The organism is Desulfovibrio sp. JC022 (genome assembly GCF_010470665.1).
Classification (GTDB): domain Bacteria; phylum Desulfobacterota; class Desulfovibrionia; order Desulfovibrionales; family Desulfovibrionaceae; genus Maridesulfovibrio.
In genome coordinates this window covers 82,819-107,619 of the sequence record NZ_VOPZ01000011.1, presented here as the reverse complement: position 1 = coordinate 107,619, position 24,801 = coordinate 82,819, and the positions used below count along the sequence as shown (strand labels likewise).

Here is a 24,801-nt window from a genome sequence, read left to right as displayed (position 1 = left end):
TACAGAATATTAATAGGAATCATATGACTGAAAACGCATTCAACGACTTCTTTCAAGCTGAAGCAAAAATGTTCCTTCTAGCCACCATAAGAATAGCTTTAAGCGAAGACGGCCCGGACCTGACCTCAATGGGCCTGTTTGAGCAGGACGATATTGCAACCGCTCAGATCATCGCTAAGGAAGATACTGTAATCTCCGGGTTACCCCTCATCCACTTGATTCTTGAATTTGCAGATCAGGAAAATAAGTGTCAGGTGCATCTTAATGTTGATGAAGGTGATAAAATCTCCAAAGGAACACTCATCGCGGCCATTCAAGGCCCGGCCGGCCTGCTCCTCAAGGCTGAAAGAGTAATCCTGAACTTCATCTCCCACATGTCCGGAATCGCAACTGAAACCCGTAAATACGTGGACGCGCTGGATCATAGCGAGACTATCCTCCTCGATACCCGCAAGACCCTGCCCGGCCTGCGTTACCCTGAAAAATACGCTGTCCTTTGCGGCGGAGCCAAAAACCACCGTCTCAATCTGGTGGAAATGCTCATGCTTAAGGACAATCACATTGACCGCGCCGGATCAATCACATCCGCCGTGGAAAAACTGCGCGCCAAATACGATCAGGAATGTCCGCCCATCGAGGTGGAATGCCGCAATCAGGAAGAAGTGGATGAAGCTATTGCCTGTAATGTTGAACGCATCATGCTCGACAACATGAGCTTCGAAGAGGCAAAGGGTGCCATCTCCACCATTCCCGATGAAATTGAAACCGAGATCAGCGGAAACGTGACCCTTGAGACCATTGCCGCGCTTGCAGAAGCAAAGCCGGATTACATATCCGTAGGCCGGATCACCCACTCCGCAAAATGCTCTGACATGAGCATGCAGATCATACCAATGTAGGTTCTACTTTGATGTATTCGGATATAATTGCTGAACAAAAGAAAAAATACGGAAAGAGACTGGCGATTCTGGGACACCATTACCAGTCTGATGAAATTATAAAACATACCGATCTTAAAGGCGATTCACTTGAACTGGCCCGTCAGATCGAAAAGCTGGAAGCAGAATATATCGTATTCTGCGGTGTCCACTTTATGGCCGAATCCGCTGCAATCGTGCGCCGGGAAGACCAGAAGGTCTATATCCCCGATGCAAGCGCGGGCTGTGTCATGGCTAACATGGCTCCGGCATGGCTGGTGGACAAAGTGCTGACCAGACTCATCAGCGAGACCGGAAGAAAAATCATTCCGCTCGCTTACGTGAACACACCTGCTGCGGTTAAAACTGTCTGTGGTAAACACGGAGGCACAGTCTGCACTTCCGCCAATGCTGAAAAAATGCTCCGCTGGGCACAGGAACAAGGGGATGCAGTCCTCTTCCTGCCGGACAGGAACCTTGCGCTGAACACTGCGGATACGCTCGGCATAGCTGCTGACAAACGCATGATCCTCAACATCCGTTCCCAAGGGACACAGTTTGATGTTGAAGAAACCAGAGACAAGGAACTGCTGATCTGGCCCGGCCTCTGCGCCATTCATCAGCGGTTCAAGCTGGCCCAGATTGAGAGCTTCCGTGCTGAATATCCCGGCTGCAAAGTAGTGGTTCATCCCGAATGTCCCCCTGAACTGGTTCAGGCTTCTGATGGTGCAGGATCAACATCATATCTGATTAAATATGTTAATGATGCTCCTGCGGGTACTACTATAGTAGTCGGTACGGAAACCAATCTAGTTAACAGGTTGAAAGAAATGTTCCCTGAAAAGAACATCCTGCCGCTGGGCATCAGTTTTTGCAGCAATATGGCTAAAATTACGGAAAAGAATCTTGCCAAACTTCTCCAGAATCTGGAAACAGCCCCTTATGAGGATGTTTCTGAGGATATTCGTGAACCGGCAAGACTTGCCCTCGAAAGAATGCTCGAAGTCTGCAAATAAAAAACACTGACATAACCTATAGCCGGAACCTGAAAAGGCTGCCGTGAAATGAGATATTAGGCATGCAGGAAAACCGAATGAAAACTGAAGTTTTGATTATCGGGTCAGGTATCGCCGGATGTATATCAGCTCTGACGATAGCAGAAAAAGGTATAGAAGTTACACTATTAACTCCGGGAGACGATCTCTTCACCGGCAACACAAGGCTGGCCCAGGGCGGCGTTGTTTATACCGGCCCGGACGATTCTTCGAAGACACTGGAAAAGGATATTAATACCGCAGGTTGGAACTACAACAACAAAAAAGCGGTACGCACACTGGCTAAAAACGGACCTGAAGTTCTGAAAAAGCTATTGCTGGAAAAATATCCTGTTGCATTCCATAAAAATGACGATGGAGAATACAGCCTGACCAAAGAAGGCGGACACGCTGTTTCCCGTATCCTGTACTGCGCCGACCATACTGGTAAATCGATTATGGATGTGCTGATCAAGCACGTTGTCGACCATCCGTATATCCGGGTCTGTACAAACAGGACCGCCATTGACCTTTTGACCAACCATCACCACGCCCGCCAGAACGAGTTCAAGTACTCCTTGAGCAACAAATGTCTCGGCGCATACGTGTACAATGAATCACGGAATATGGTGGAAACCTTTCTGGCCGATTTCACCGTGCTGGCAACCGGCGGACTGGGGCAGATTTATCTGCACACCACCAACACCCCCGGTTCCATCGGTTCCGGTATAGCCATGGCTAACCGTGCGAAAGCACGGGTTATAAATTCTGAAATGGTCCAGTTCCACCCCACTTCCTTTTTCCAGCGGGTACGCACAAGGGCCAGCCGACGCTTCCTTATTTCAGAGGCTGTACGCGGTGAAGGTGCGAAACTGATTAACTGTTATGGTGAGCCGTTCATGCACCGCTATGATCCACGTGGTGATCTTGCTCCCCGCGACATAGTCACCCGTTCTATTCTGGAAGAAATGCTCCGGACCAAGGAAGAATGTGTTTATCTGGACGCAGCCAACCATGTTAAGCAGGATCTGCCCACAAGGTTCCCGACCATTTATGGTAAATGTCTAGATAATGGCATCGACATTAACAACCAGCCTATCCCGGTTGTTCCTGCCGCTCACTATTTTTGCGGCGGTGTGTTGGTGGATGAAAAAGGTAAATCCACTTTGGACCGCCTTTATGCCATCGGCGAATGTTCCTGCACCGGAGTGCATGGCGGAAATCGTCTTGCTAGCACCTCCCTGCTGGAAGGCATGCTCTGGGGATACACTTCAGGCGAAGATATCGCCTCGCGTGTTGAAAAAAAATCCAGAATTCCCAAAAAACTGCTTAATGCAGTTCCGGACTGGGAAAATCCCGGTTCCAATGAAAACGAAGACCCGGCACTCATCGCGCAGGACTGGGCCTTCATCCGCAACGTCATGTGGAACTACGTGGGTATCACCCGCTCCACAGCTCGCTTGAACCGGGCCATTGATGATTTGCAGAACTTGAATCGCAACCTGCATTCATTCTATAAGCGTACTCCCATCAGCAGGCCGATCATCGACCTGTTTCACGGCAGCCAGTCAGCACTGACTGTAACGCTCGCAGCTTTACGCAATAAAAACAGCGTAGGTTGTCACTACCGCATAGATTAAAAGTAAAAAGGGGAAGCTTGAAGCTTCCCCTTTTATTTATTAAATTTTTCTTTTGGTATGGCGTAAAAAACGCTCTCATCCAGTCCTTTTGAATAATGGCCTATTTTGAATACGTAATTTTTTAACTGCTTCATTAACATTATAGGCACACCGAGAAACTGCTCCTTTGAATGATAGAAACAAATTGCTAATTGTGGTCTATCCCGTTCAATTATCTTCATCGCCCCTTCAAGCATGAGCATTTCTGAATTCTCAATATCAGCAATAAGAAAATCAAGTCGGGGAATGGCAAGTCTTTCAGCTTCATTATTCAAAGTAGCAAGCTGAACGGTTCCAGTATCCTGATTTTCAGCTATTCCTCTAACAAAGCTGGCACTTCCGTCGAGAGCTAAGTCCGCTATGACTTCACTGTTCCAAAGTCCCTTGGTAATCAGAGTAAATTTTCCTGAATCACTTAGCATCTGCAAAGTTTGTTCACTAAAAGCTGTATTGCCTTGAGGATCATAACCATAGAGCATTTCTATTTGTTCCAGCCCGGTCAGGAATAGTGCTTCGCTGCCGTCATACACTCCGGCCTGTACAACATATTCAACATCTGACAAATTTACAAAATCAAAATAGCTATAAAAAATATGAACGGAAAATTTGCGACTAAATTCTTTATATTCTTTGAACAAATAAGCCCAATCACCGTCGTGAGAACTGAGTTGGATATGATCCGAACCGAGACCCCTCGCCTCGAATAAGAATTTGTACAAAGCCCGGTCGCTCTCGGAATGCAAATTTTCCAGAATAAATTTTATTTCATTATCCAGCGTAACAATTTCGTCAGGCAAAAACTGATAGCCATAAAATTTGGGCCACGAAAATCCGGCGACGTTATTAATATCCAACGAGTGAAGGTGTTTGATAATCTCAGGATAATAGCAGGAACAAACCAGAATCAGATCATATTCATTTTTACGCTCAACAAGAGCTTGCGGGCTTAATATTTCAAACCCTTCAAATGAACCGGACTGATAAGTATCAGCAAAAAAAACAATTTCCACATCAGAACGTATCTGGCGCAGCAGCTTCAACGACTCCGCCCCGCCTTTGCCTATACCGTACAAACAAATTCTGCTGTTTTCAGGGATAGCTGTATGGTCAATATATCTGATTTCAATGTCACTCATATGTTTTATGAGAAAGTCCCTACTTTCTCCAAAACTCAGGAACGCAAAGCACGATCACGGTATAAATTTCAAGACGTCCCAGCAACATGCAGAAAACAAGAGCCCATTTGCCTACTTCTGGTATGTGGGCATAGTTTTCAGTAGGCCCGACGCTACCGATACCGGGCCCGATATTGCCGATACAGGCCAAAGAAGCTGCAAAAGATGAAACAACGTCCACTCCGGTTGCCGCCACGATCAAACCGCAGACAACAAAAAGCAGCAGCCAGAGTACGAAGAATCCGAGGATATCATTCATGGTATCCGGTTTTACTACAGTCTTGCCAAGCTTGACCCGGTTTACAGATCGGGGGTGAATAACACGAAAAACTTCCTGATAAGCCTGCTTCAGAAGCAGCATGATACGCAGATGCTTCATCCCACCACTGGTGGACCCGGCACAACCACCGAGGAACATACAGAAAAGCAACAACCCTTGCGCAACCGCAGGCCAGATTTCATAATCGGCTGTTGCGTATCCCGTAGTACTCATAATGGATGCAACCTGAAATGAGGTATAGCGGATAGAGTCGGCGATAGAATCGTAGTTTGTGGCCGAATAAACTGAAATGGTCACAATGGCCATAATGATGAGGGTGATGACTCCGAAGAACCTGAATTCAGGATCTCTCCAGAGCAGCAGCGGACGGCCCTTGATCATCTGATAGTGCAGACTGAAGTTAACAGCTGCCACAAGCATAAAAAATGTAATTACATAATCAATGTAAGCACTCTGAAAATAGGCAACTGATGAATTCTTGGTAGAAAATCCCCCGGTGGCAAGGGTGCCGAATGTATGACAAAGGGAATCAAAAAAATCCATGCCGCCGAACATAAGCAGAACCGCTTCAATGGCGGAAAAAAGCACATAAACCTTCCAGAGCACCAGAGCTGTGTCCTTAATACGCGGCTTAAGTTTATCTGGAACCGGTCCGGGAACTTCCGCTTTGTAAAGCTGCATCCCCCCTACCCCAAGGAAAGGCAAGATCGCCAGCGAAAGCACGATAATCCCCATTCCGCCCAGCCAGTGGGTCAGGCTGCGCCAGAAAAGAATACCTTTGGCATTCTTCTCAATATCCATCATCACCGAGGCTCCGGTGGTGGTGAAACCGGATAGAGATTCAAAAAAACAGTCAACGTAACTGGTAAATACGTCACCGAAATAAAACGGCAGGCTGCCAAAAAATCCTGCAAAAACCCAACCTAAAGCAACAATTGCCATGCCTTCACGATGACTGAGTCCCTTGTTTCCTTCCCGATCCATGAAAAGGAGAAACATAGCCAGCCCGCTTAGGCAGGTAAGCCCGAAGGATTTAAGCAGGGGCAGAATTCCGGCATCCTGATAATAAAGTGAGAATCCCAGCGGAAAAAGCATGGTTAACCCTACACAAAGCGTCAACGCTCCGATTATGTGCAGAACGATTTTCCAGCGCATTAATAATGCTCCAGCGTGGTGGTGAGAGCCTTCTCAATTTTGGGAATATTTTTGTGGGTGGAAATAATCAAGAGTCGGTCATTGGGCTCAATCACAGTCAAACCTGTGGGGATAATTACTTCATCGCCGCGCTGAAAGCAAAGGATCAGGGTTCCCTTGGGCAGGTTAAGTTCCATAATCGGCTTGCCCACGATATCTGATTTTTCCTGCGCTATGGCTTCGAGAGCTTCGGCCTCCTCTCCTTTGATGGAAACAGCGGAGATTACCTTACCCTGACGTACAAAATGCAAAATGGAATTGATAGCTGAAAGTCTCGGGCAGACAAGATGATCAATGCCGATGGGCTGAATAAGCGGAATGTAGGCAAATTTATTGATACGGGTGATGGTCTTTCGCGCACCGAGATTTTTTGCCAGCAGGCAGGAAAGGATATTCATTTCCTCATCACCGGTCACGGAGATAACCATATCCAGATCACCTACATTCTCTTCATTAAGAAGATCCTGATCAGTGCCGTCCCCATTAAGGACAATTACCCGGTCCAGAGTCTCGGATAAATCAGCACAACGATCAGCGTCATTATCGACCAGACGGGTATGGTATTTTTTGTTGTCGAGTGCGCGGGCAAGCAGAGAGCCAACATTTCCGCCGCCGACAATAAGTACCTTTTTAATAGGATCGGATAATATGCCGGCACGTTTGAGCAATTCATTCTGCTGATCGCGAACACAGGTAAAGTAGACTATATCGCCCTGCTCAATTGTGTCCAGACCGCCGGGAATGATCAGTTGGTCATCCCGTACAAGTGCGGCAATAACAACATCAATATCTTCGCCCAGTTGCTCACGCACTTTCATAAGCTGCACGCCTACAAGGGGGCTGTCATCGGGCAATTTAACCCCGATCAATCTAACCTTGCCGCCGACAAAATCATTGATTTCAACAGATCCGGGAACACTCATAACCCTCAGAATGGACTCAACAACTTCTTCATCCGGATTGATAATGGTGTCAATTCGCAGGTCCCCTTCAGAGAACATGTCGGAATACTTGGTGTAATCGTCATTTCTGATGCGGGCCAGTTTGATTATGTCGGAATTCAACTTGTTGGCAAGAAAAGTCGAGATGAGGTTGATTTCATCTTTGTCGGTCACCGCCAGAAAAATATCAGCTTCACTCACTCCGGCTTCTTCCAGAATTTCAGGACTGGAACCGGACCCTTGAATCGTCTGGACATCCAGCGAATCGGAAACCTTACTAAGAGCTTTAGGATTCATGTCAATTACGACAACATCCTTGTTCTCACCGGAAAGACGTCTGGCTACATTAAAACCGACTTCTCCGGCTCCTACTATGATAACCCTCAAAAGTTACTCCTTGCGCATTACATCTGGCGATAGACAGAAAAGTACTGTTGAAATCAATAGTTGCTTATAGCTTGATAGCTTCAATTCAGCAACAACAACTTTGTTTCAAAGTGCAAAGAACGTAAAAAGCCCGTCGCACAAGGCGACGGGCTGATTTTGTCTTGTAAAGAAAAGAATCTTTTAAGACACTAAGCCATTTTGTTAACGGCTGCGCTGAGGCGGGAAATCCTGCGTGCTGCTGCACGTGCGTGGATTACCTTTTTGGTAGCTGCCTTATCGAGGACAGCAGTAGCCTTGCGCAGGGAAGTTGCTGCGAGTTCAGTGTCGTTAGCTTCTACAGCTGCACGAACTTCTTTAACAACGTTTTTGATACGGGTACGTACCATGTTGTTACGCAGGTTGCGCTTAATGCTCTGACGGTGTCTTTTGAGTGCGGATTTATGATTCGCCAAGGTATTTCTCCTTAAAATTAAATTCTATTTTTAAAACCCGGTCAACCGGGATTGCGTTCAATCGAAGAGTGTCTTTAACCAATAACAGATATTCCTGTCAAGGTTAAGGGACGATTTTTTCTAAGAAAAAGTCTAGAAAAAAATCAACCAAAACTCTTTTTAAAGCCGGAGCCGCAGAATTAAACCTGCAAAGCTCCGAAATCAGCCAGCCTGCTAAGCCTGTCGACCAGTGCTTTAAGCAGGTTGAGACGGTTCATTCTAAGCCCCTTGTCTTCGCAGATAACCATTACATTATCAAAGAAATCGTCAACATAGGGACGCAGTTCGCCGAGGATTGCGAACAGCTTGGTAAACTCGTCTTTTTCCCAGAGCTCCTCAAAGCGAGCGGCAGTTTCATCAAGCTTAACGGCAAGCTCTTTTTCCTGCGCTTCTTCCAACTTATCAACTTCAAAACCGCCGGTGAGCGACACACCTTGCTCACTGCCCTGCTTCTTGATGATGTTGGCTGCGCGCTTGAAAGTAAGCACGGCCTGCTCGAAACCTTCAGTCTTAGCAAATTCAGCCAACGCTTCGACTCTTGCCTTAAGAGCAGTAACATCACGGTAGCCGGCACCAAGAGCTGCATCAACAACTCTTGTTTCATAGCCTTTACCTGTGAAGTAGGCACGGAGCCTGTTGGAAATGAATTCTCCAAGCTTTTCGAGGAGTTCAGACTTTTCGAGTTTCCATTTGATATCTTTGGAGTAACCTTCATAGGCCATGTCCATGATTTCAAGGATGTCCACTCTCAAGTCATATTGTATAATCATACGCACGATACCCAGAGCGGCACGCCGCAGAGCGTAGGTATCGTTTGCGCCAGTGGGGATCTTATTCAGACCGAAGCAACCGACCAGAGTGTCAGCCTTATCGGACATGGAAACAATCACACCGCCAAGAGTGGAAGGCACGGGGCTTTCCGGTCCGGCAGGTAAATATTGTTCATACAGGGCTTTGCAGATAATGTCATCTTCGCCGCATTTAGAAGCGTAGATGCCGCCCATTTTACCCTGAAGTTTATCAAATTCGTTGACCATCTCGGAAACGAGATCAGCTTTTGCAAGACGTCCGGCACGTGCCATTTCAGTCTGCAAGGAAGCATCGGTCTTACCTGCGATCAATGCGGCAAGACGTTCCATTCTGCGCGACTTGTCGCCCATGGAACCCAAGGGACCGAGGAATACAACATTATCCAGCTTGGCAAGCCAGGTGTCGAAATCGGTTTTGAGGTCGTTTTTCCAGAAAAAGCGACCGTCTTCGAGTCTTGCACGGAGAACCTTTTCCCAGCCCTTGCGCACCAGTTCCACATCTTTGGGAACGAGGTTCAGGGTACACAGAAAGTGCGGGAGCAATTCTCCGTCTTCCTTCTGGATACCGAAGCACTTCTGGTGGCTTTCCATACTGGTCAGCAGCACTTCCTTGGGAAGTTCAAGGAAAGACTCATCAAAGTTACCGATGATGGGCACGGGAAGCTCAACAAGGTTGCTGACTTCTTCCAGCAGGGAATCCTTCCAGACCACGGAACCGCTCAGTTCGGAAGCGAGCTTATCGCCTCCCTTGCGGACCTGCTCTCCCCTTTCAATGGGAGAAATGATAACGGAAGACTTTTCTTTGATTACATCAAAATAATCATCGGCAGATGCAACTTCCCAAGGACCGGCACCCATTACGCGATGACCGAAAGTCTGGCGGCCTGAAGGCATGCCGGCCATTTCGAATTCAACAACGTCAGTACCGAACAGGCAAAGCAACCAGCGCAACGGACGTCCGAAAGCGAAATCAAGGTTGCCCCATTTCATTTTCTTGGGGAAGGAAAGTTTTTTAATCGCAGTCACGCAAAGTTCAGGCAGGATGGAGATGGTTTCACCGCCGCCAACAGTCTTCTTAGCCGCAAGGTAATCACCCTTCCCAGTCTCGAGGGTGTAAACATCTTCAAGGGCAATACCCTGAGACTTTACAAAACCGGTAAGAGCCTTGGTGGGGTTACCATCTGCATCATAAGCAATGCGGGCCGGAGGACCGGAAACTTCTTCTTCAACCTTTTTCTGCACGGTTGCCATATCTTTAACAAAGACTGTCAGCCTGCGCGGGGTGGCAAAAGTTTCAACGCTTGCGTTATCAATCATGCTCTCTTCAAGAAGAGTGCTGAAAATATCTTTAATATCGATACCCAGCCGGGGAACAAAGCGGGCGGGCATCTCTTCAATTCCAATCTCGAGTATAAAATCGGCCATCTTAGCTTCCGTTTTTTTAATCGTTTTCAAGCATGGGGTAATTCAGGTTCTCGCGTTCTTCCGCATAAAGCTTTGCGGCTGCGGAAGCGAGATTACGCACTCTGCCGATATAGGTTGCCCTTTCAGTAATAGAAATAGCTCCGCGGGCATCAAGCATATTGAAGGTATGGGAGCACTTCAGGCAGTATTCATATGCCGGACGGGGCAGCCCTTCTTCACAGAGCTTCTTGCTTTCAGCTTCATATTTATCGAAGAGGTCCAGCAGCATATTGGCGTCGCTGAGTTCAAAGTTATATTTGGACTGCTCAACTTCGTTCTGGTGGAAAATCTGTCCGTAGGTAACCTTGTCATTCCATTTAAGGTCGTAAACAGACTCAACGCCCTGCAAGTACATGCAGATACGCTCAAGGCCGTATGTGAGTTCAACGGAAACAGGTTTGAGATCAATACCACCCACCTGCTGGAAGTAAGTAAACTGGGTAACTTCCATGCCGTTAAGCCATACTTCCCAGCCAAGACCCCATGCGCCGAGTGTGGGGGATTCCCAGTCATCCTCAACAAAACGGATGTCATGCTCTTTAGCGTCGATACCAAGAATTTCAAGACTCTTGAGGTACAGGTCCTGAACATCGTCAGGAGAAGGTTTCAGGATTACCTGAAACTGGAAATAGTGCTGAAGCCTGTTGGGGTTTTCACCGTAACGGCCGTCAGTGGGACGGCGGGAAGGCTCAACATATGCGGTATTCCACGGCTCAGGTCCGATTACGCGGAAAAAAGTTGAAGGGTTGAATGTGCCCGCACCGACCTCAATATCAAGAGGCTGGACAATGCAACATCCGTAATCAGACCAGAAGTCCTGAAGTTTAAGTATAACATCTTGAAAATTCATCAAATTCCTCTCATCTAGCAAACAAACATTTGTATTGATTCATTTCCGTGCCCTGTACCGCGTACAGAGGAAAGAAATGTCCGGTTTACAAACAAATAAACACAGGAAGGACATAGATCCATCCTGAACAGACTGCCCTTACCGGGCAGAGAAAATTTTATATCTTCCGGTATCCGTTACCTTCCCAGATAAGTCCCATATGGTAAGCCATGAAACGGTCCATAACTGAAAAGCATTCCTGCCGGATTTCCGCAGGAAGTTGCAGGGTCACCCAGCTGGACGGTCCGGTATCCTGAATCCAGGCCAGAGTTCTCGCTGTTCCCGCACTTATGGTTTCGTCCTGCCTGCCGTCAGAACAGTCCAGACAACTCAGCTGGCCCTTTTCAATATTAAAGACCACAGGACGAGAACTGAACAAAGGTTTGCCGCATTGAGCGCAAATTGTAAAGTCAGGATTGTATCCCTGTTCAAATGCAACCTTGGCCCGGAAGAAAAGCGGAAAGAAGTCATCCGGCTCCGCTTCTTCGATAACATCCAGCGTTTCGGTCAACAGTTCAAAAACAGCACGGTTTCCATCGCGCTCTAAAACCGCAGACTCGATAAACTTAAAACAATTGGCGGCAAGCCCCATTTTACGCAGGTTTGAACGGATTCCGGGATACCCTTTAACAAGGCTCCCTTCCTGTAAAACCTGATACGTACCGGTTTTATTGGTGCCGGTTTTAAAGAGTACTTGAGAAAATGGTTCAAGGCATCCGCCAAAACGTCTGCGGCTTCTGCTGCCTCCGAAGGCGAATGCGTTCTGCACTCCCCGTGTGGAGGAAATATAGCGCACCCACAGATCGTTTTCCTTAAACTTACCGGTTTTGAGTATTACTACTTTTTCAGTCAGTTCCATCTGGTATCATGACCAACTGGAGTGCCACCTTTTAACGGGCTGCGGGGAAATCCAGTTTTTTAACCTTACCTTTAGGTGCCTCAAATTCAAAAGGCTTGCCGTTGGAAAGAATTTCAACGCCGCCGCCATTGCCAAGTTTGATTTTCAAACTGTCCTCATAAGGAAGAGAAAGAGTGTCACCTTCCTGAAGTACATATTCTTTGCTATCACCGTCAACCACAGCTTCGAGCCAGCAGGCTTCCCCCGGTTTGGCGGTAATAGCCACGATGTTACCGACCGGTTCAGCTACAGCAACCGTTTCTTTTACAACCGGCAGCGTTACAGCTTCGACCACATCTTCAACTTCAGGCTCAACCGATGCATCCTTCACTGCGGGCTCTGCGGATTCAGCAGGAGCGGGTTCAGAAACTTCAGCCTGCTTTTCTTCAACAACCGGAGCTGTTGCTTCCTGATCCGCCACAACGGGCTTTTCCTGAACAGTCTCTTCTACGATAACTTCTGTTTGAAGGTCATTTTGAGCACCAAAAAATGAATTGTCATGTAGGTAATACACAAGTCCACCAACAATTGCGGCCAAAATCAAAACCAGAAAAATCGTTCCGGCAGGGTTCTTCTTAGGTCCCGGTCCATAATCAGGCAGGCTGGATTCTTCAGCCATACCTTCTGCTTCAGCAGTTCCGGCCCCCATAATTTGTGAAAATTCTTCACCTATTTGTTCAGCATCCAAACCAAGGGCTTTGGCGTAAGTCTTTACAAATCCTTTGGCATATACTTCGTGAGGGAATTCTTTCCGGTTGCCACTTTCAATGGCGTTAATATTCACGCGGCTGACTTTGGTGATCTCCATGATCTGCTCAATGGTCAACCCCTGCCGTTCTCGTTCATCTTTCAATCGGGAACCAAGCTCTTTTAAATCCATACGACCCTCTCGATACAGTCTGGCAGTAATGTTTCAAAATCAATTTGAAACCGTCGTTAAAAGCTGCCCGCAAGGCAGCCGAGATCCGCTACAGTTCTCCCCGTTTATTTAAGCTCAATAACAGCCTTCTCCCTGAGCTTTTTGATAAAACCGGCAAATAATTCGTCTTGTTTCTGACGGTAAAGCCGTTGATAAATTTCCTGCTTGCTGTCTTCAAAAGATGCTTCTTCAGTGTTGACATAGGAATCAAGCTTGAGCAAAGCGTTAAAGCTCTGAACTTCAAAGGGCTTACTTACACCGCCCGGTTTCAACCCTTCAAGGGCATCATGCCAGGTTTGCGCAAGATCGTCCCATTCCAGCACACCAAGATCTCCGCCACTTCCCGCTCCGGGGCCAGTGGTATATTTATCGGCAGCTTCTTCAAAAGTGGTTTCCCCGACCATAATCTGCTCGCGAACCTGCTCAGCAGAAACATTTTCAGGAAAAAGAATCAATTTCAGATGTACACTTTTGGCAACATCACCCTGATCGGTTCGGGTGCTGTTCCACGCCGCCTTGATTTCATTGTCAGTTACAACAACCTTACTTTTGATTTTGTAAGAAAGAAGGCGGTGTTTACGAATATCTTTTCCGATTTTTTCTTTAAATTTAGTGAGGTTGGTTTTTTGAAGTTCGAGCTGACGTTCGAATTCTTCATCGCTCAAATTACTTTTTTCTTTAATAGCTTTAATCTCAGTTTCAACATCCTGAGTGGAAACATCAACCTTAAGTCTTTTACTTTCCTGATCAATAATGATTTCGTTAATGAAACGATCAAGAATCTGCTGACGTATTTTTTTCAGCTGTTCCACTTCAACTGCGGAAAGAGTTTTGCCTTTGAACTGTTTCATGATGGGAGCCATCTTTCTGTTCAGTTCGTACATTGTCACAACTTCACCGTTTACAACTGCAACGATTCCATCAACAACTTTTTCCTCAGCAGTGGCAAATGATGCGGAGCAAATGACCATGCTGGCCAGAAAACCGGCAATAATGCGCTTCAATTCAATTCTCCTGAATATAGAAACCGGACTCAAGTCCGGTTTGATCGTCAGATTTATCAAAACAGCCGCAAAACGGCCGCTACTTAGCTAATTCCTATGACTAACTAAACTCTTTCATTAAACTATGCAACTATTCAGCTTTTGCTGTCTCTGGAGACTCAACCTCCGGCACAGTGTTTTCTAATTCCGGCATCAGATTCTTGCTGATTTTGATATTCGAAGTCGCCATTTTGTTTTTGAGCCATGCTTCAAATTTTTCCTCAAGTTTCTTTTCCAGCAAAACTTTTTCAACCATGGGGTAAGCCTGCAACGGAGTAAGCAGTGTCGCTTCTTTTTTTTCCTTGAGAATCAGGCAGAAAACTTCTTTTTTCTGAGTAATTACAGGGGAAGCCTTACCCGGCTCAAGATCCTCCACAAAAGTTTTCCATGCCGCAGGAATCTGCCCGCTTCTAATCCAGATTTCACGTACTGAAACCTTGCGTAATTTAGCGGATATTGCCGCAGGACTCAGCCCTTCGCGGTAAAGTTCAACTCCTTTAAGTACCAGATCTTTGCCCATACCCTTAACCATAATAAAACGGTATCCGGCAGGCATATAAAAATCAGAAAGATGGGTCCGGTAATATTTCTCCGCTTCCTTGTAATCAATCTTGATTTCAGGACGCAGAATATCGCGGTAAAATTTATCCATAGCCAGCTGGTATTTAAGCTGGGAACGCCATGAATTAATATCAATGTATTCTTCAATTAGAATCTGTTCAAAAGAATCATCAGGATAATCAGAGCGGACTTCATCTTCAGCTTCCTTCATTTCCTTGTCGGAAACAGGAATTTCACGCTGCTCCAGTTCTTGCGATACCAATTCTTGAACAATGAGGTCTCCGAGAATCTGACCGTATTCACCCCGGACCTGCGCCACAGAAGGAACAAAGCCGCTGCTACCTTCATGGGTAAGATCATATTTATAATCGAGCTGGCTCAGGTAAATTGGTTTTCCGTTTACCCGTGCGATAATTCCCGGTTCTTCGCTTTTATTCTGGCATCCCCCGATGAGAAAACAAGCCAGCAGGATACCGATCAGTATTCTTTTCATATCAGCTTCCTAATAAACCGTATTACGGTAAAGTTAAAGTAGCGGTTCAAGTTTTTTGCAAACAGAATCAAGGCCTTGTGAAATAGAAACATTCTGGTCAAGTCGTACCTCAAGGGCAGCAGGTGGCTTGAGCTTAGCCTTCTCACCCTGCTCACCGATCCAGGCGATAAGTTTTGCCGGATCTACCGGGTTATTGTTTTCCAACCAGGTTAGGATAACCCGAGTGGGAAACAAATCAGCCCGTACAACACCGAGACGGGCCAGAGTCCGCTTAAGGTAAAGTACAGCTATGAAATTCTCAACCTCATCCGGAAAATGTCCAAAGCGGTCTTTGATCTCGGCGGCGAGCTCTTCAATTCCAGCCTCGCTGTCTGCTGAAGAAAGAGCGCGGTAGTACCTCAGCCGCTCTCTTGCATCAGGAACAAAATCTTCCGGCAAATGGGCTTTAAATACAAAATTCATCTCAGGGTCACTAACTGTCGTAGAATCATCGCCTTTAATCCTGCGAACTTCTTCGTCCAGCATTTCAAGAAACAGATCAAGTCCAACCTTAGCCATCTGACCGGACTGGACTTCACCGAGTATGTTGCCTGCTCCGCGCAAACGCAAATCTTCCATGGCTACCTTAAAACCTGCTCCAAGGTAATCAAGCTGCAAAATAATCTGCATCCTGCGTTTAGCTTTTTCAGAAAGAGAGTCCAGTGATGATACAGCAAAATATGCATATGCCTGACGGGTGCTGCGCCCCACCCTGCCGCGAAGCTGGTAAAGCTGCCCAAGGCCGAACATCTGGGCCTGATCCACAATCAGGGTGTTGGCATTAGGGAAATCAAGCCCGGATTCAATAATGGCTGTGGCAACCAGAATATCCAGTTCCTTGTGCCAGAATTTATGAATCGTTTCTTCAAGATTTTTTTCAGTCATCTGACCGTGAGCCATACCCACCGAAGCTTCAGGGGCGAGTTTCTTAACATACTCAACCACCCGCTCAAGACCCTGAACCCGGTTATGGACCCAGAAAATCTGCCCCCCGCGTTCAAGTTCGCGGGCCACTATGGAAGCCAGCATGGCTTCATCACGCTCAATAAGTGCTGTTTCAACAGGCTTGCGATCCACGGGAGGAGTTTCAATGGTGCTCAGGCTGCGCACCCCGGAAAGAGAAAGCTGCAAGGTTCGAGGGATGGGAGTTGCCGTCAAGGTCAAGGCGTCGATATTCTTACGCATTTCCTTAAGCCGTTCCTTATGGCGCACACCGAAACGCTGCTCTTCATCAAGGATAAGCAGGCCGAGATTAGGAGCTTCTACATCCTTGGAGAGAACCCGGTGGGTTCCGATGAGAATATCAAGCCCCCCCGATGACATTTCCTCCAAAACCCGCTTCTGACGAGATTTTGTAACAAAACGACTAAGCATGCCCACTGTTACCGGAAAACCTTCCATACGCTGCACAAAGGTCTGATAATGCTGCTCTGCAAGAACAGTTGTGGGACAAAGCAGGACCACCTGTTTGCCGTCAAGCACAGCCCTGAAGGCTGCACGCAGAGCAACCTCTGTTTTACCGAAACCTACATCACCGCAAACAAGGCGGTCCATGGGCTCAGGGCTTTCCATATCGCGGAAAACATCCTTAATGGCTTTTTCCTGATCCGGGGTTTCTTCAAATCCGAAAGTAGATTCAAATTCCCAATACATTTCATCAAGCGGACCGTATGCGTAACCTTTGGCAATTTTACGGTAAGCATACATTTCCACCAGTTCCCCGGCTATCTTTTCAATTGCTTTGCGGGCTTTTTCGCGAGTCTTGGCCCAGCGTGCCCCGCCCAGCTTATCCAGAATAGGGCAAGAGCCTTCAGGGCCCTTGTACTTCTGAACCAGATTTAAACGGTCCACCGGGACATAGAGTTTATCTTCGGAATCAAAAAAGAGAAGCAGATAATCGTTAGCCACGTCCCCTATATTCATATGATGCAGACCACCAAAACGAGAAAGACCATAGTCACGGTGAACCAGCAGATCCTCAAGGAGCAGGTCCTCGTAGCTGGTCATGCCTTCAAAGGCTTTATCACGGCTGCGGGTGCCCTTTGCGGCCTGCGGCTGAATTACATCTTCACCGAGAATAACCGTCTGGTTCCACTCCAGCTCCATGCCTTGCCTAAGAGGCGAAACAAGAGCATAGATTCCCTTGTTCAAAGGTGAATACTCCGTAGCAATGGTTAGTTGCTCCGGCTCAATAAGGGAAAGAAATTTTTTACGGGAACGCTCGGTCCGAAAGCTCAGTACAGTCTGGAAACGTTCACTTTTCCATTCTTTCAAAGCAGCAACAAGTGCTGCCCAAGGGCGTTTAATCTGTTCCGGCTTCCAAAAAAGATCAGTAAATGCGGAAAGCCCCCGTTCAGAAAGATCTATTCCATCCTTTTCTCTGCCGATAACCAGGTCTTCAAAAACCATCTGCCGTTCTTCACGCCATGTGGAACGAGCTTTTTCCTCATTCCAACAAATAACATGCATAGGCCATTTGCAGCCGTTATGGGCTGATTTATCATGTAAAAATGTTTTCCAGCCGTATTCCTGATCCTGCAATTTTGAACGCAGGTTGGATGCGGACGAAAGCACATAAACTGATTTTTGCGGAAAGAAAGCTTTTAGATCAACAGCTTCAGGATAAAAAAGTCCAGGCCAGATCATGCCGTCAGCATTTCCGGCCTTTTCAAGCAGACGGGTATACCCTTCCGAGGAAATTTCACCTGTTTTTTTCAGCTGTGCCCAAAGTGCTTCAGCCTCATCTACGTAATTCCCGGTAAGCATTGCCGGAGCAACGGGCAACAGGGTAACTTCATCCAGATCAGCCTTTGACCTCTGGGAAGAAGGATCAAAAACACGGATTTCTTCAAGAATATCCCCGAAAAATTCTAAGCGTATGGGCAGGTCATATCCGGGTGCGTAAATATCAAGGATATCACCGCGCATGGACATTTCACCGTATCCGGAAACAAGCTTTGTTCTTGTATATCCCCATGTCACCGCCTGCTCCATGAGCAATTCAGGGTCCATCTCCTCGCCTTTAGCAAGAACGATATAGTTGCTCTCCAGAACATCCGGGGACGGCCATTTGGGTAGTAAATTGTCAGCAGTCATCAGCACTGACTGTTTACCGCCACGGGTAAGTGCGTGCAAAGCAGCCCAGCGTTCAGCCCAATCCGAGGCAGCGGGATTCTTGCTCAGATAAGGCGGTAGAAAAACCCAATCCCTTTCCCATGAAGGAACAATCTTTCCCTTGCGGTCAAGTTCATTGCGGCTGAAAAGAGTCAGCAGAGCTTTGAGTTCTGAATATTCGCGCGCCCCCGGAGCGACAAGCACGACCGACTCCCCCCGTGAATGGAGGTTGTGAGCAGTGAAAGCCTGTGTTCCATGGCCGCTTTTAAAAATACGTAAGTTATCTCCGCTTCCGGAAGCAAAAGCGGAGAGCTGGGCTGGTAAGGACAAACTAACTCCAGAAATTTATCAAAATTAAAGTCGTCCCCCGCTCAAGCAGAGGACGACTTTTTTTTGCAGAGAAATGATGCCGCTGTCCAGTTTTAAAACAATTATTTAGTAAACCGGACAAAAGCACTTATAAGATTGAAGTTCAAAACACCCGAAGATATCTCGAAATCAAACCTTTTCAACAGCGGCTAGACTTGTGCCAGCTGTTCCTGTTCTTCGTTGGACAGAAGTCTGTTCAGATCGAGCAGGATAAGCAGTCTATCTTCAAGTTTACCAACTCCGCTGATGTATTCAGATTCAAGACCGGAGACAACAGGCGGCGGCGGTTCAACAGTAGATGCAGGAATTCGCAGGACTTCGGAAACGGAGTCCACAACAAAACCTACTATCATATCGTTAATTTCGATTACAATAATTCTGGTATGCTGATCGTGTTCACGAAATTGCAGGCCGAATTTGCTTCTGAGATCTATGATGGGAATAACCTTTCCCCGAAGGTTGATTACACCTTCGACGAATTGCGGTGCTCTGGGAACTTTGGTAATTTCCATGGTTCGGATGATTTCTTGAACCTTGAGAATATCAACACCAAATTCCTCTTCACCGATACTGAAGGTAACCAGCTGAATCAATTCCGCGTCAAGCGCAATCTTCTTACCTTCTTCCATATTTGTCCCCCCTGTTACTTTTTTACAGTGGATGACCAAGTAATTTGATCAATTTTTTAATTTCTAAAAATTTCAAAAGTCTAATTTAATTTTATATTATTATTCATCTGAAATATTTGCAAGCTAATCCTGAAATTATAAAACAATTACACCTTTTTCTTAGCACAGAAATTGACTAGTGGCATATTAATGACTATCAGAGATACTGGATAGCAAAAAGCGAAGCTCAGGAGGGTATGAACTCGCATGGCTCAGTTTTCCCCGACAGAAAATATTACATTGGAAGACCAAATTAAATCATTAGCAAACGAAGAACTGCTAGACTTCTGGGAAGAAACACAGTTTCTGGCCAAGATGCTCGAACAGGATAATCAAGAAGATATTCAATACAGCCCGGAGTATGAAAGACTGATCCTTCAGGAATTACAGCTCAGATCATCAATGAAAACTCTGGATCCTTAAAAACTAAGGCCCGCCAAATGGCGGGCCTTTTTGTATTTCATACTTAATCTACTTATTTTCCTTACTTTCCGATCCCAAGATCAATTTCCATATCATCCGGAGCTTTCATTTCCACGGCATAATTTACCGAGTATTTTCCAGCAGCCGGAACTTCAACCAGCCACTCAAAATTATCATCTTTAATCTCAGCTTTGGGCTTAGTTGTAACCTCAAGTTTGATTCGCTTATCACCGGAAATAGGGGATGGTTCCTGTACCAGCACCTTAATTGGGGATTTTCTGCTATTCTCAAGCTCAAGTTTATATTTCCAGTTGTAAGTCTGCTTGGAACCGAACATGCTCTGCTCGCCCGATTTTTTCTCTACAGTTTTACGTTCAGCCTTAAGCATCGGATCAGAGCCGAAAAACAGCTTCTTCTCCTTGCCGGAAAAAGAAAAACGTTTCTTCCCGATCATGGTTCCTTCCATGAACATAAGGGCTATTCCAGCTGGATAATCCTTGGCTTCTGCAAGAATAGTCTTAGAGGAAACAAAAACATCCGGCGTAAGGGAAGGACGGGCTATAAATGAGAATTCAGACTTCCAAGTCTCACTCTCCACCGCATATTTTCTGGTACTACCCGCAGGAATGGATTTTCTACCCATCTCCCACAATGAATAAGTTGCCTTGCTAACCCGCTTAGGGGCCCGTTTAAAAGACATACCGCTCCCTGCGCTTTTAGCCATGGGAGCTGACTCCATTGCCATATTCATTTCATCCATGGCATAGCGAGCCACTACCGGTTCCGGCTCAGGGCGTGGTTCAATTATCCAGATTCCAAGTTGTGGAGGGGATATTCTGGAACGTTTTTTTACCGTTGCAAGGGCTACATCACATTTTTTAAAGTCCATGCCGCTACCCTGATATATTTCAGCTTCAAAGGTAAATTCAACCTTTCCGGAACCGGGAAATGCATCGAGCTTGTACTTTGGAGTCCACCCGCAATTGCGCAGCATGTAACCTACTTTGAAATCAGCACTCTTGGCACCTTTGGAAACTACAGAAACTTTTACATTCCAAATCAGCTTGCCGCCGCCTGACATTTCCTTCAACTGTCGTATCAAGTCGTTAATGAGTTCCTGCAATTCATCAATCTTAACCTTGAGTTTCGCTGATTCCGTATAAAGCTTGGAAAGATTGCTGACCACCTGCCCTGCGATATTTCCCAGATCAGATGGTTTAATCTGCTGTTCCTTGCCCCTTTCCTTCCAAAATGCGATTCCGCCGTCTACTGCCTGTTTCTGCGAAATAACAGCGTTGCGCTTGAACTTCAGCTGATCAATTTTTTTACCCAGTTCAATTGCAGCGGGAGAACGTGACAAATCACTCCGGCTCCACGAAACATCATTAATGGCCACCCCTTTGGTTAAGGATGCGATAGTAAACGTATCCGGAACAGCCTGCCCTGTAAGGGTGAACGCAACGTAATCGCCATTGACATCCTGTTTGATGTCAGTTTTAACCTTGCTGCTGAAATCAGCCCCGGAAGGATAGAAAACTACCCTTTCAGATGCCGCAGACGCCATGCCGCATAGCGCGACAAACAGAAGCAGAGTCATGCATATGATTGTTTTCCGCAAATTATTATCCTCGGTTAGCGGTCAAAAAAATAGTTCTTGATATTACATCATAACAGATATCTATAAGATCCAACAACACTCAATCAGTTACAAGCTAAATAGATTATACCGTCCGCCATAACAACATGAATCAACGGCTCCCCTCGACAAATCATTTTTTTTGATAAATAATCCTCCTCTTTGATAACAAATTTACTCACTACAACCGGAGCACAAAAATGAGCAATAAACTTTCCCTGCTCGTCTGCGGCGGTGCAGGATATATCGGCTCACACATGACCAGAATGATTGCCGAGGCCGGGCATGATGTCACTGTATTTGACAATCTCTCCACCGGGCACGCACAGGCACTTAAATGGGGTAAATTCGTCCAAGGAGACCTGCGTAATCCCGCAGACCTTGAAAAACTGTTTGCAGAAGGATCATATGATGCAGTTTTTCACTTTTCAGGACTGATCGTAGTCAGCGAATCCGTAGAAAAACCCTTTGAGTATTACGATAACAACGTAACCGGAACCCTCAATCTGCTGCAAGCCATGCGCAAACACGGCGTAGATAAATTTGTATTTTCTTCCACAGCTGCGGTTTACGGTGAACCGGTGATGGAAATGATCACTGAGGACCACCCTCTCAAGCCGCTGAATCCCTATGGTAGAACAAAACTTCAGGTAGAAGAGATTTTACAGGATTACGCAGTTGCCTATGGGCTGGATTCGGTTTGCTTCAGATATTTCAATGCCGCCGGAGCTCACCCGGACAGCACTATCGGCGAAGCGCATTCACCGGAAACACACCTCATCCCCAACATCCTACTAAGCAGCATTGACGAGGGCCGCAGACTGAAAATTTTCGGCAGCGACTACCCGACCCCGGACGGAACCTGCGTCCGCGACTATATCCACATACTGGACCTCTGTGATGCCCATCTCAAAGCTATAGAGTATATGAACAACAGCAAAGGCGCACACTCTTTCAATCTTGGAAACGGCAAAGGATTCAGCATTCTTGATGTGATCAAATCTTCCAGCGAAGTTATCGGGCGGAAAATTGAATTCGACTACGAACCAGCAAGAGCCGGAGATTCCCCCAGACTGGTGGCGGACAGTTCAAAAGCAGCAGAACAACTAAAATGGACCCCGCAATACGCTGACCTGCGTGAGATCATAGAAACAGCATACCGCTGGCACAAGAACCCTGCTTTCTAACAAACTCAATTGGTTTAAATCAAAAAAGCTGGAGCTTACGTTAAAGACGTAAACTCCAGCTTTATTTTTCTCAAAATCATTAAGATCTAACGGGTAACCAGCAATATATCCTGATGATTAATCGCCTTGCGCCCACACCAATCTCCGAAAAGTATTTCCTTAACCTTAAAACCCCGTTGCTCAAACATATTCAAAGCAAACTTTTCATCATAGCCAACAGCGTCCATGGGGTCTTTAGGGTCGGCGGTGTAGAAAACACCATACTTGAAAAAGTCATGCGTACTTTTTCCCTGATCCATCAAAGCATTGGACTCATCATTAACCAGAAAAAAAGTCGCAAAAATACGCCCTTTGTCAGTCAGTACCCGGTCCATTTCCCTGATGTAGTTCATGATGTCTTCCGGCATCATATGTGTGAATACGGAATTAAGCATGATCAGATCAAAACTGTCGTCTTCGTAGGGAAAAACAAAATCCGCGGCTTTTGTCTGCGCATACGGGTTGTATGTTGAGTTAAAAATATCAACCAGTTGAAAACGGAAATTAGGAAATTCGGGTGTTATATTCTCTGTGCACCATTTAATGCCCACAGGAAAGGTATCAAAACCTTCATATCCTCCTTCATCTGAAAGATATTCAAGTAATGGAAAAGCCAATCGACCAATTCCACAACCGATATCAAGCACCTTTTCATCAGGCTGCAAATCAAGCTTATCCCGGCAAAAACCAATCATCTTATTTCCAACAGCGCGAAAATTCCCACCGCCGAAACAAATATGCAAATCCTCCGGGGGATCAGAAATTTTGGCAATATCTCTCATACAACACCGCTTACATCTGGTTCAGGCAATCTTCGCAGACTTCACCTTCAGGAGTTTCCACCGGAGCCGCCTTTGCTGACTTTTCCATGATCATATCCACCATCTGCTCAAATCTGTCCGCAGGAAGATAGCCGCGAACGGACACGCCGTTGACCAAAAAAGTCGGAGTGGCATCAATTCTGAACTCCCCTGCTTCTTTCTCGTCAGCCAGCAGAAATTCCTGCAACTGAGCAGAATTTAGAGTCTTCTGAAGCTGATCTGCATTGACTTCGATTTCCGCCAGAATTTTTCCTAAGACAACACCTTGCTTGTCTTCGTAGAGTTCTTTCTGTCGCTCAAAAGCAAGATCATGAAATTTATAAGCTTTTTCTTTATCAAATTGTGCGATGGCCTCAAAGACAAGAGCCAGCTCACGGGACTGTTTATGCATGGGCAGGTGTTTGAAAATTAGTTTGTATTTTTCAGGATGATCAGCCACCAGTTTGCTCACAACTTTTGCTCCCTTACTGCAATAAGGGCAAAGAAAATCAGAATATTCAACAATAGTTACCGGCGCAGAGGGATTGCCCAGCATAGGTCTTTCAGACCAGATCCGAGGCTTAAAGGGATTTTCAATTTCCGCTGCAAGAGCAGCTTCGCGCTTAAGCTTTTCTCGTTGATCAATACCCTGTTCCACAATGGTCAGCATATCCACGCTGTTTTCACGCATGGCATCAAGCACAATCTGGGGGTTCTCGCGTATTGCTTCGGTAATCTGTTCCTTGAGCATCTGCTTGTTCACACAACCGGAAACCATCGCGAGTAGACATAATACAAATACAATTCTCTTTAGCATAATACCCTCTTCAGCTACAGTTCAACAAAAAACCTCCATGCGGTCTTGCCGTGGAGGTTTTAAATTAGAAATCCAAATAGAGCTTAAATTATTCTGCTCCAATCCCGGTCACATCTTTAAAAGATTCGTCCCTTTTTTCAACCTTGGCACAAAAATCCGATTTGATCAGATCCGGGTCCATCGTGGGAACCGAAGGTCCACCAAAAGGAGAAGTTACAATATCATACATACCGGAAACAACACGTCCGCCGGCATAAGCTACGCCCACAAAAAAACCGCCCACATATCCGGCAGCCTGCTGCGCAGGTTCATCATTTTCAGCAGCGAGATCAACAGCCTGGTTGGGAATTTCAAGCGGAGCGGTCAAAATATTCGTCATTCCCCGGCCCAGCTTACGGGGAGCACGGTCAGAATAATTCTCTTCATTCCCCACATAGTTTGCTGAGTTGAGGGAGCAACCGCCAAGCAGCATTGATGACAAGGCTACTGCGATAAGCAATATTTTTATAAATCTTTTGGATTCAATCATTTTCTC

Annotated in this window: 21 protein-coding genes; 5 read left to right on the top strand and 16 right to left on the bottom strand. The window is 46.2% G+C overall.

Annotated elements, in window-relative coordinates; genetic code table 11:
- Window positions 1-23: 23 nt before the first annotated feature.
- The 3 genes from nadC to nadB all read left to right on the top strand — a co-directional run bounded on the left by nadC (window position 24) and on the right by nadB (window position 3,591).
- Complete coding sequence (gene nadC / locus FMS18_RS17505) at window positions 24-899, top strand: carboxylating nicotinate-nucleotide diphosphorylase (RefSeq protein WP_163295962.1); 876 nt, start codon at window positions 24-26, stop codon at window positions 897-899.
- Between the two features lie 11 nt (window positions 900-910).
- Entirely contained in the window at window positions 911-1,933 is a 1,023-nt protein-coding gene (gene nadA / locus FMS18_RS17500) for a quinolinate synthase NadA (protein WP_163295961.1), read from the top strand.
- Between the two features lie 77 nt (window positions 1,934-2,010).
- A complete protein-coding gene (gene nadB, locus FMS18_RS17495; RefSeq protein WP_239061089.1) occupies window positions 2,011-3,591 on the top strand; it encodes an L-aspartate oxidase in 1,581 nt (526 codons plus the stop codon).
- Window positions 3,592-3,623: 32 nt separating this feature from the next.
- Here the strand turns inward: nadB and FMS18_RS17490 are convergent, their stop codons facing one another.
- From FMS18_RS17490 to FMS18_RS17435, 12 genes are all read right to left on the bottom strand, one after another.
- Window positions 3,624-4,766, bottom strand: coding sequence for an FkbM family methyltransferase (locus tag FMS18_RS17490; RefSeq protein ID WP_163295959.1), 1,143 nt, complete (start codon window positions 4,764-4,766; stop codon window positions 3,624-3,626).
- Window positions 4,767-4,785: 19 nt separating this feature from the next.
- On the bottom strand, window positions 4,786-6,240 hold the full coding sequence (locus tag FMS18_RS17485) for a TrkH family potassium uptake protein (RefSeq protein ID WP_163295958.1): 1,455 nt from the start codon (window positions 6,238-6,240) through the stop codon (window positions 4,786-4,788).
- Window positions 6,240-7,607: a Trk system potassium transporter TrkA gene (gene trkA, locus FMS18_RS17480; RefSeq protein WP_163295957.1), complete on the bottom strand. Its 1,368-nt coding sequence runs from the start codon at window positions 7,605-7,607 to the stop codon at window positions 6,240-6,242. The genes FMS18_RS17485 and trkA overlap by 1 nt, the downstream gene beginning before the upstream one ends.
- Before the next feature lie 188 nt (window positions 7,608-7,795).
- Window positions 7,796-8,059: a 30S ribosomal protein S20 gene (rpsT, locus tag FMS18_RS17475; protein ID WP_163295956.1), complete on the bottom strand. Its 264-nt coding sequence runs from the start codon at window positions 8,057-8,059 to the stop codon at window positions 7,796-7,798.
- Between the two features lie 179 nt (window positions 8,060-8,238).
- Window positions 8,239-10,332: a glycine--tRNA ligase subunit beta gene (gene glyS / locus FMS18_RS17470; RefSeq protein WP_163295955.1), complete on the bottom strand. Its 2,094-nt coding sequence runs from the start codon at window positions 10,330-10,332 to the stop codon at window positions 8,239-8,241.
- A 16-nt stretch (window positions 10,333-10,348) separates the two neighbouring features.
- Window positions 10,349-11,221, bottom strand: a complete 873-nt coding sequence (gene glyQ, locus FMS18_RS17465; RefSeq protein WP_136675816.1) for a glycine--tRNA ligase subunit alpha — start codon at window positions 11,219-11,221, stop codon at window positions 10,349-10,351.
- 157 nt (window positions 11,222-11,378) lie between these two features.
- Entirely contained in the window at window positions 11,379-12,119 is a 741-nt protein-coding gene (recO, locus tag FMS18_RS17460) for a DNA repair protein RecO (protein ID WP_163295954.1), read from the bottom strand.
- A 31-nt stretch (window positions 12,120-12,150) separates the two neighbouring features.
- On the bottom strand, window positions 12,151-13,038 hold the full coding sequence (locus FMS18_RS17455) for a RodZ domain-containing protein (RefSeq protein WP_163295953.1): 888 nt from the start codon (window positions 13,036-13,038) through the stop codon (window positions 12,151-12,153).
- A 104-nt stretch (window positions 13,039-13,142) separates the two neighbouring features.
- Window positions 13,143-14,081 carry a SurA N-terminal domain-containing protein gene (locus FMS18_RS17450; protein WP_163295952.1) on the bottom strand — a complete coding sequence of 313 codons (939 nt, stop codon included), beginning with the start codon at window positions 14,079-14,081 and terminating at the stop codon, window positions 13,143-13,145.
- A 130-nt stretch (window positions 14,082-14,211) separates the two neighbouring features.
- A complete protein-coding gene (locus tag FMS18_RS17445) occupies window positions 14,212-15,174 on the bottom strand; it encodes a peptidylprolyl isomerase (protein ID WP_163295951.1) in 963 nt (320 codons plus the stop codon).
- A gap of 33 nt (window positions 15,175-15,207) precedes the next feature.
- A complete protein-coding gene (mfd, locus tag FMS18_RS17440) occupies window positions 15,208-18,657 on the bottom strand; it encodes a transcription-repair coupling factor (RefSeq protein WP_163295950.1) in 3,450 nt (1,149 codons plus the stop codon).
- A gap of 188 nt (window positions 18,658-18,845) precedes the next feature.
- Window positions 18,846-19,325, bottom strand: a complete 480-nt coding sequence (locus tag FMS18_RS17435) for a chemotaxis protein CheW (RefSeq protein ID WP_163295949.1) — start codon at window positions 19,323-19,325, stop codon at window positions 18,846-18,848.
- Between the two features lie 246 nt (window positions 19,326-19,571).
- Between FMS18_RS17435 and FMS18_RS17430 the strand changes: the two genes are divergently transcribed.
- The gene (locus FMS18_RS17430; RefSeq protein WP_163295948.1) at window positions 19,572-19,787 is read left to right on the top strand and encodes a hypothetical protein; all 216 of its coding nucleotides are present in this window, start codon (window positions 19,572-19,574) and stop codon (window positions 19,785-19,787) included.
- Window positions 19,788-19,848: 61 nt separating this feature from the next.
- On the opposite strand, the gene FMS18_RS17425 is transcribed toward FMS18_RS17430, so the two are convergent.
- Entirely contained in the window at window positions 19,849-21,384 is a 1,536-nt protein-coding gene (locus FMS18_RS17425) for a DUF4139 domain-containing protein (protein ID WP_239061088.1), read from the bottom strand.
- Window positions 21,385-21,623: 239 nt separating this feature from the next.
- Between FMS18_RS17425 and galE the strand changes: the two genes are divergently transcribed.
- Window positions 21,624-22,610, top strand: coding sequence for a UDP-glucose 4-epimerase GalE (gene galE / locus FMS18_RS17420; protein ID WP_163295946.1), 987 nt, complete (start codon window positions 21,624-21,626; stop codon window positions 22,608-22,610).
- Between the two features lie 86 nt (window positions 22,611-22,696).
- Here galE and FMS18_RS17415 read toward each other — a convergent pair whose 3' ends face one another.
- The 3 genes from FMS18_RS17415 to FMS18_RS17405 form a co-directional block, all read right to left on the bottom strand.
- Window positions 22,697-23,344 (bottom strand): class I SAM-dependent methyltransferase, encoded by a 648-nt coding sequence (locus FMS18_RS17415; protein ID WP_239061087.1) that lies wholly within the window; start codon window positions 23,342-23,344, stop codon window positions 22,697-22,699.
- 97 nt (window positions 23,345-23,441) lie between these two features.
- Window positions 23,442-24,266 carry a thioredoxin domain-containing protein gene (locus FMS18_RS17410; protein WP_163295944.1) on the bottom strand — a complete coding sequence of 275 codons (825 nt, stop codon included), beginning with the start codon at window positions 24,264-24,266 and terminating at the stop codon, window positions 23,442-23,444.
- 88 nt (window positions 24,267-24,354) lie between these two features.
- A complete protein-coding gene (locus FMS18_RS17405) occupies window positions 24,355-24,795 on the bottom strand; it encodes an exosortase system-associated protein, TIGR04073 family (protein WP_163295943.1) in 441 nt (146 codons plus the stop codon).
- Window positions 24,796-24,801 lie beyond the last annotated feature (6 nt).

Bases quoted from the DNA above. Each gene is read 5' to 3' on its own strand.
- nadC (WP_163295962.1), top strand. From the start codon at position 24: ATGACTGAAAACGCATTCAACGACTTCTTTCAAGCTGAAGCAAAAATG.
- nadA (WP_163295961.1), top strand. From the start codon at position 911: ATGTATTCGGATATAATTGCTGAACAAAAGAAAAAATACGGAAAGAGA.
- nadB (WP_239061089.1), top strand. From the start codon at position 2,011: ATGAAAACTGAAGTTTTGATTATCGGGTCAGGTATCGCCGGATGTATA.
- FMS18_RS17490 (WP_163295959.1), bottom strand. From the start codon at position 4,766: ATGAGTGACATTGAAATCAGATATATTGACCATACAGCTATCCCTGAA.
- FMS18_RS17485 (WP_163295958.1), bottom strand. From the start codon at position 6,240: ATGCGCTGGAAAATCGTTCTGCACATAATCGGAGCGTTGACGCTTTGT.
- glyS (WP_163295955.1), bottom strand. From the start codon at position 10,332: ATGGCCGATTTTATACTCGAGATTGGAATTGAAGAGATGCCCGCCCGC.
- glyQ (WP_136675816.1), bottom strand. From the start codon at position 11,221: ATGAATTTTCAAGATGTTATACTTAAACTTCAGGACTTCTGGTCTGAT.
- recO (WP_163295954.1), bottom strand. From the start codon at position 12,119: ATGGAACTGACTGAAAAAGTAGTAATACTCAAAACCGGTAAGTTTAAG.
- FMS18_RS17455 (WP_163295953.1), bottom strand. From the start codon at position 13,038: ATGGATTTAAAAGAGCTTGGTTCCCGATTGAAAGATGAACGAGAACGG.
- FMS18_RS17445 (WP_163295951.1), bottom strand. From the start codon at position 15,174: ATGAAAAGAATACTGATCGGTATCCTGCTGGCTTGTTTTCTCATCGGG.
- FMS18_RS17435 (WP_163295949.1), bottom strand. From the start codon at position 19,325: ATGGAAGAAGGTAAGAAGATTGCGCTTGACGCGGAATTGATTCAGCTG.
- FMS18_RS17430 (WP_163295948.1), top strand. From the start codon at position 19,572: ATGGCTCAGTTTTCCCCGACAGAAAATATTACATTGGAAGACCAAATT.
- FMS18_RS17425 (WP_239061088.1), bottom strand. From the start codon at position 21,384: ATGACTCTGCTTCTGTTTGTCGCGCTATGCGGCATGGCGTCTGCGGCA.
- galE (WP_163295946.1), top strand. From the start codon at position 21,624: ATGAGCAATAAACTTTCCCTGCTCGTCTGCGGCGGTGCAGGATATATC.
- FMS18_RS17415 (WP_239061087.1), bottom strand. From the start codon at position 23,344: ATGATTGGTTTTTGCCGGGATAAGCTTGATTTGCAGCCTGATGAAAAG.
- FMS18_RS17410 (WP_163295944.1), bottom strand. From the start codon at position 24,266: ATGCTAAAGAGAATTGTATTTGTATTATGTCTACTCGCGATGGTTTCC.
- FMS18_RS17405 (WP_163295943.1), bottom strand. From the start codon at position 24,795: ATGATTGAATCCAAAAGATTTATAAAAATATTGCTTATCGCAGTAGCC.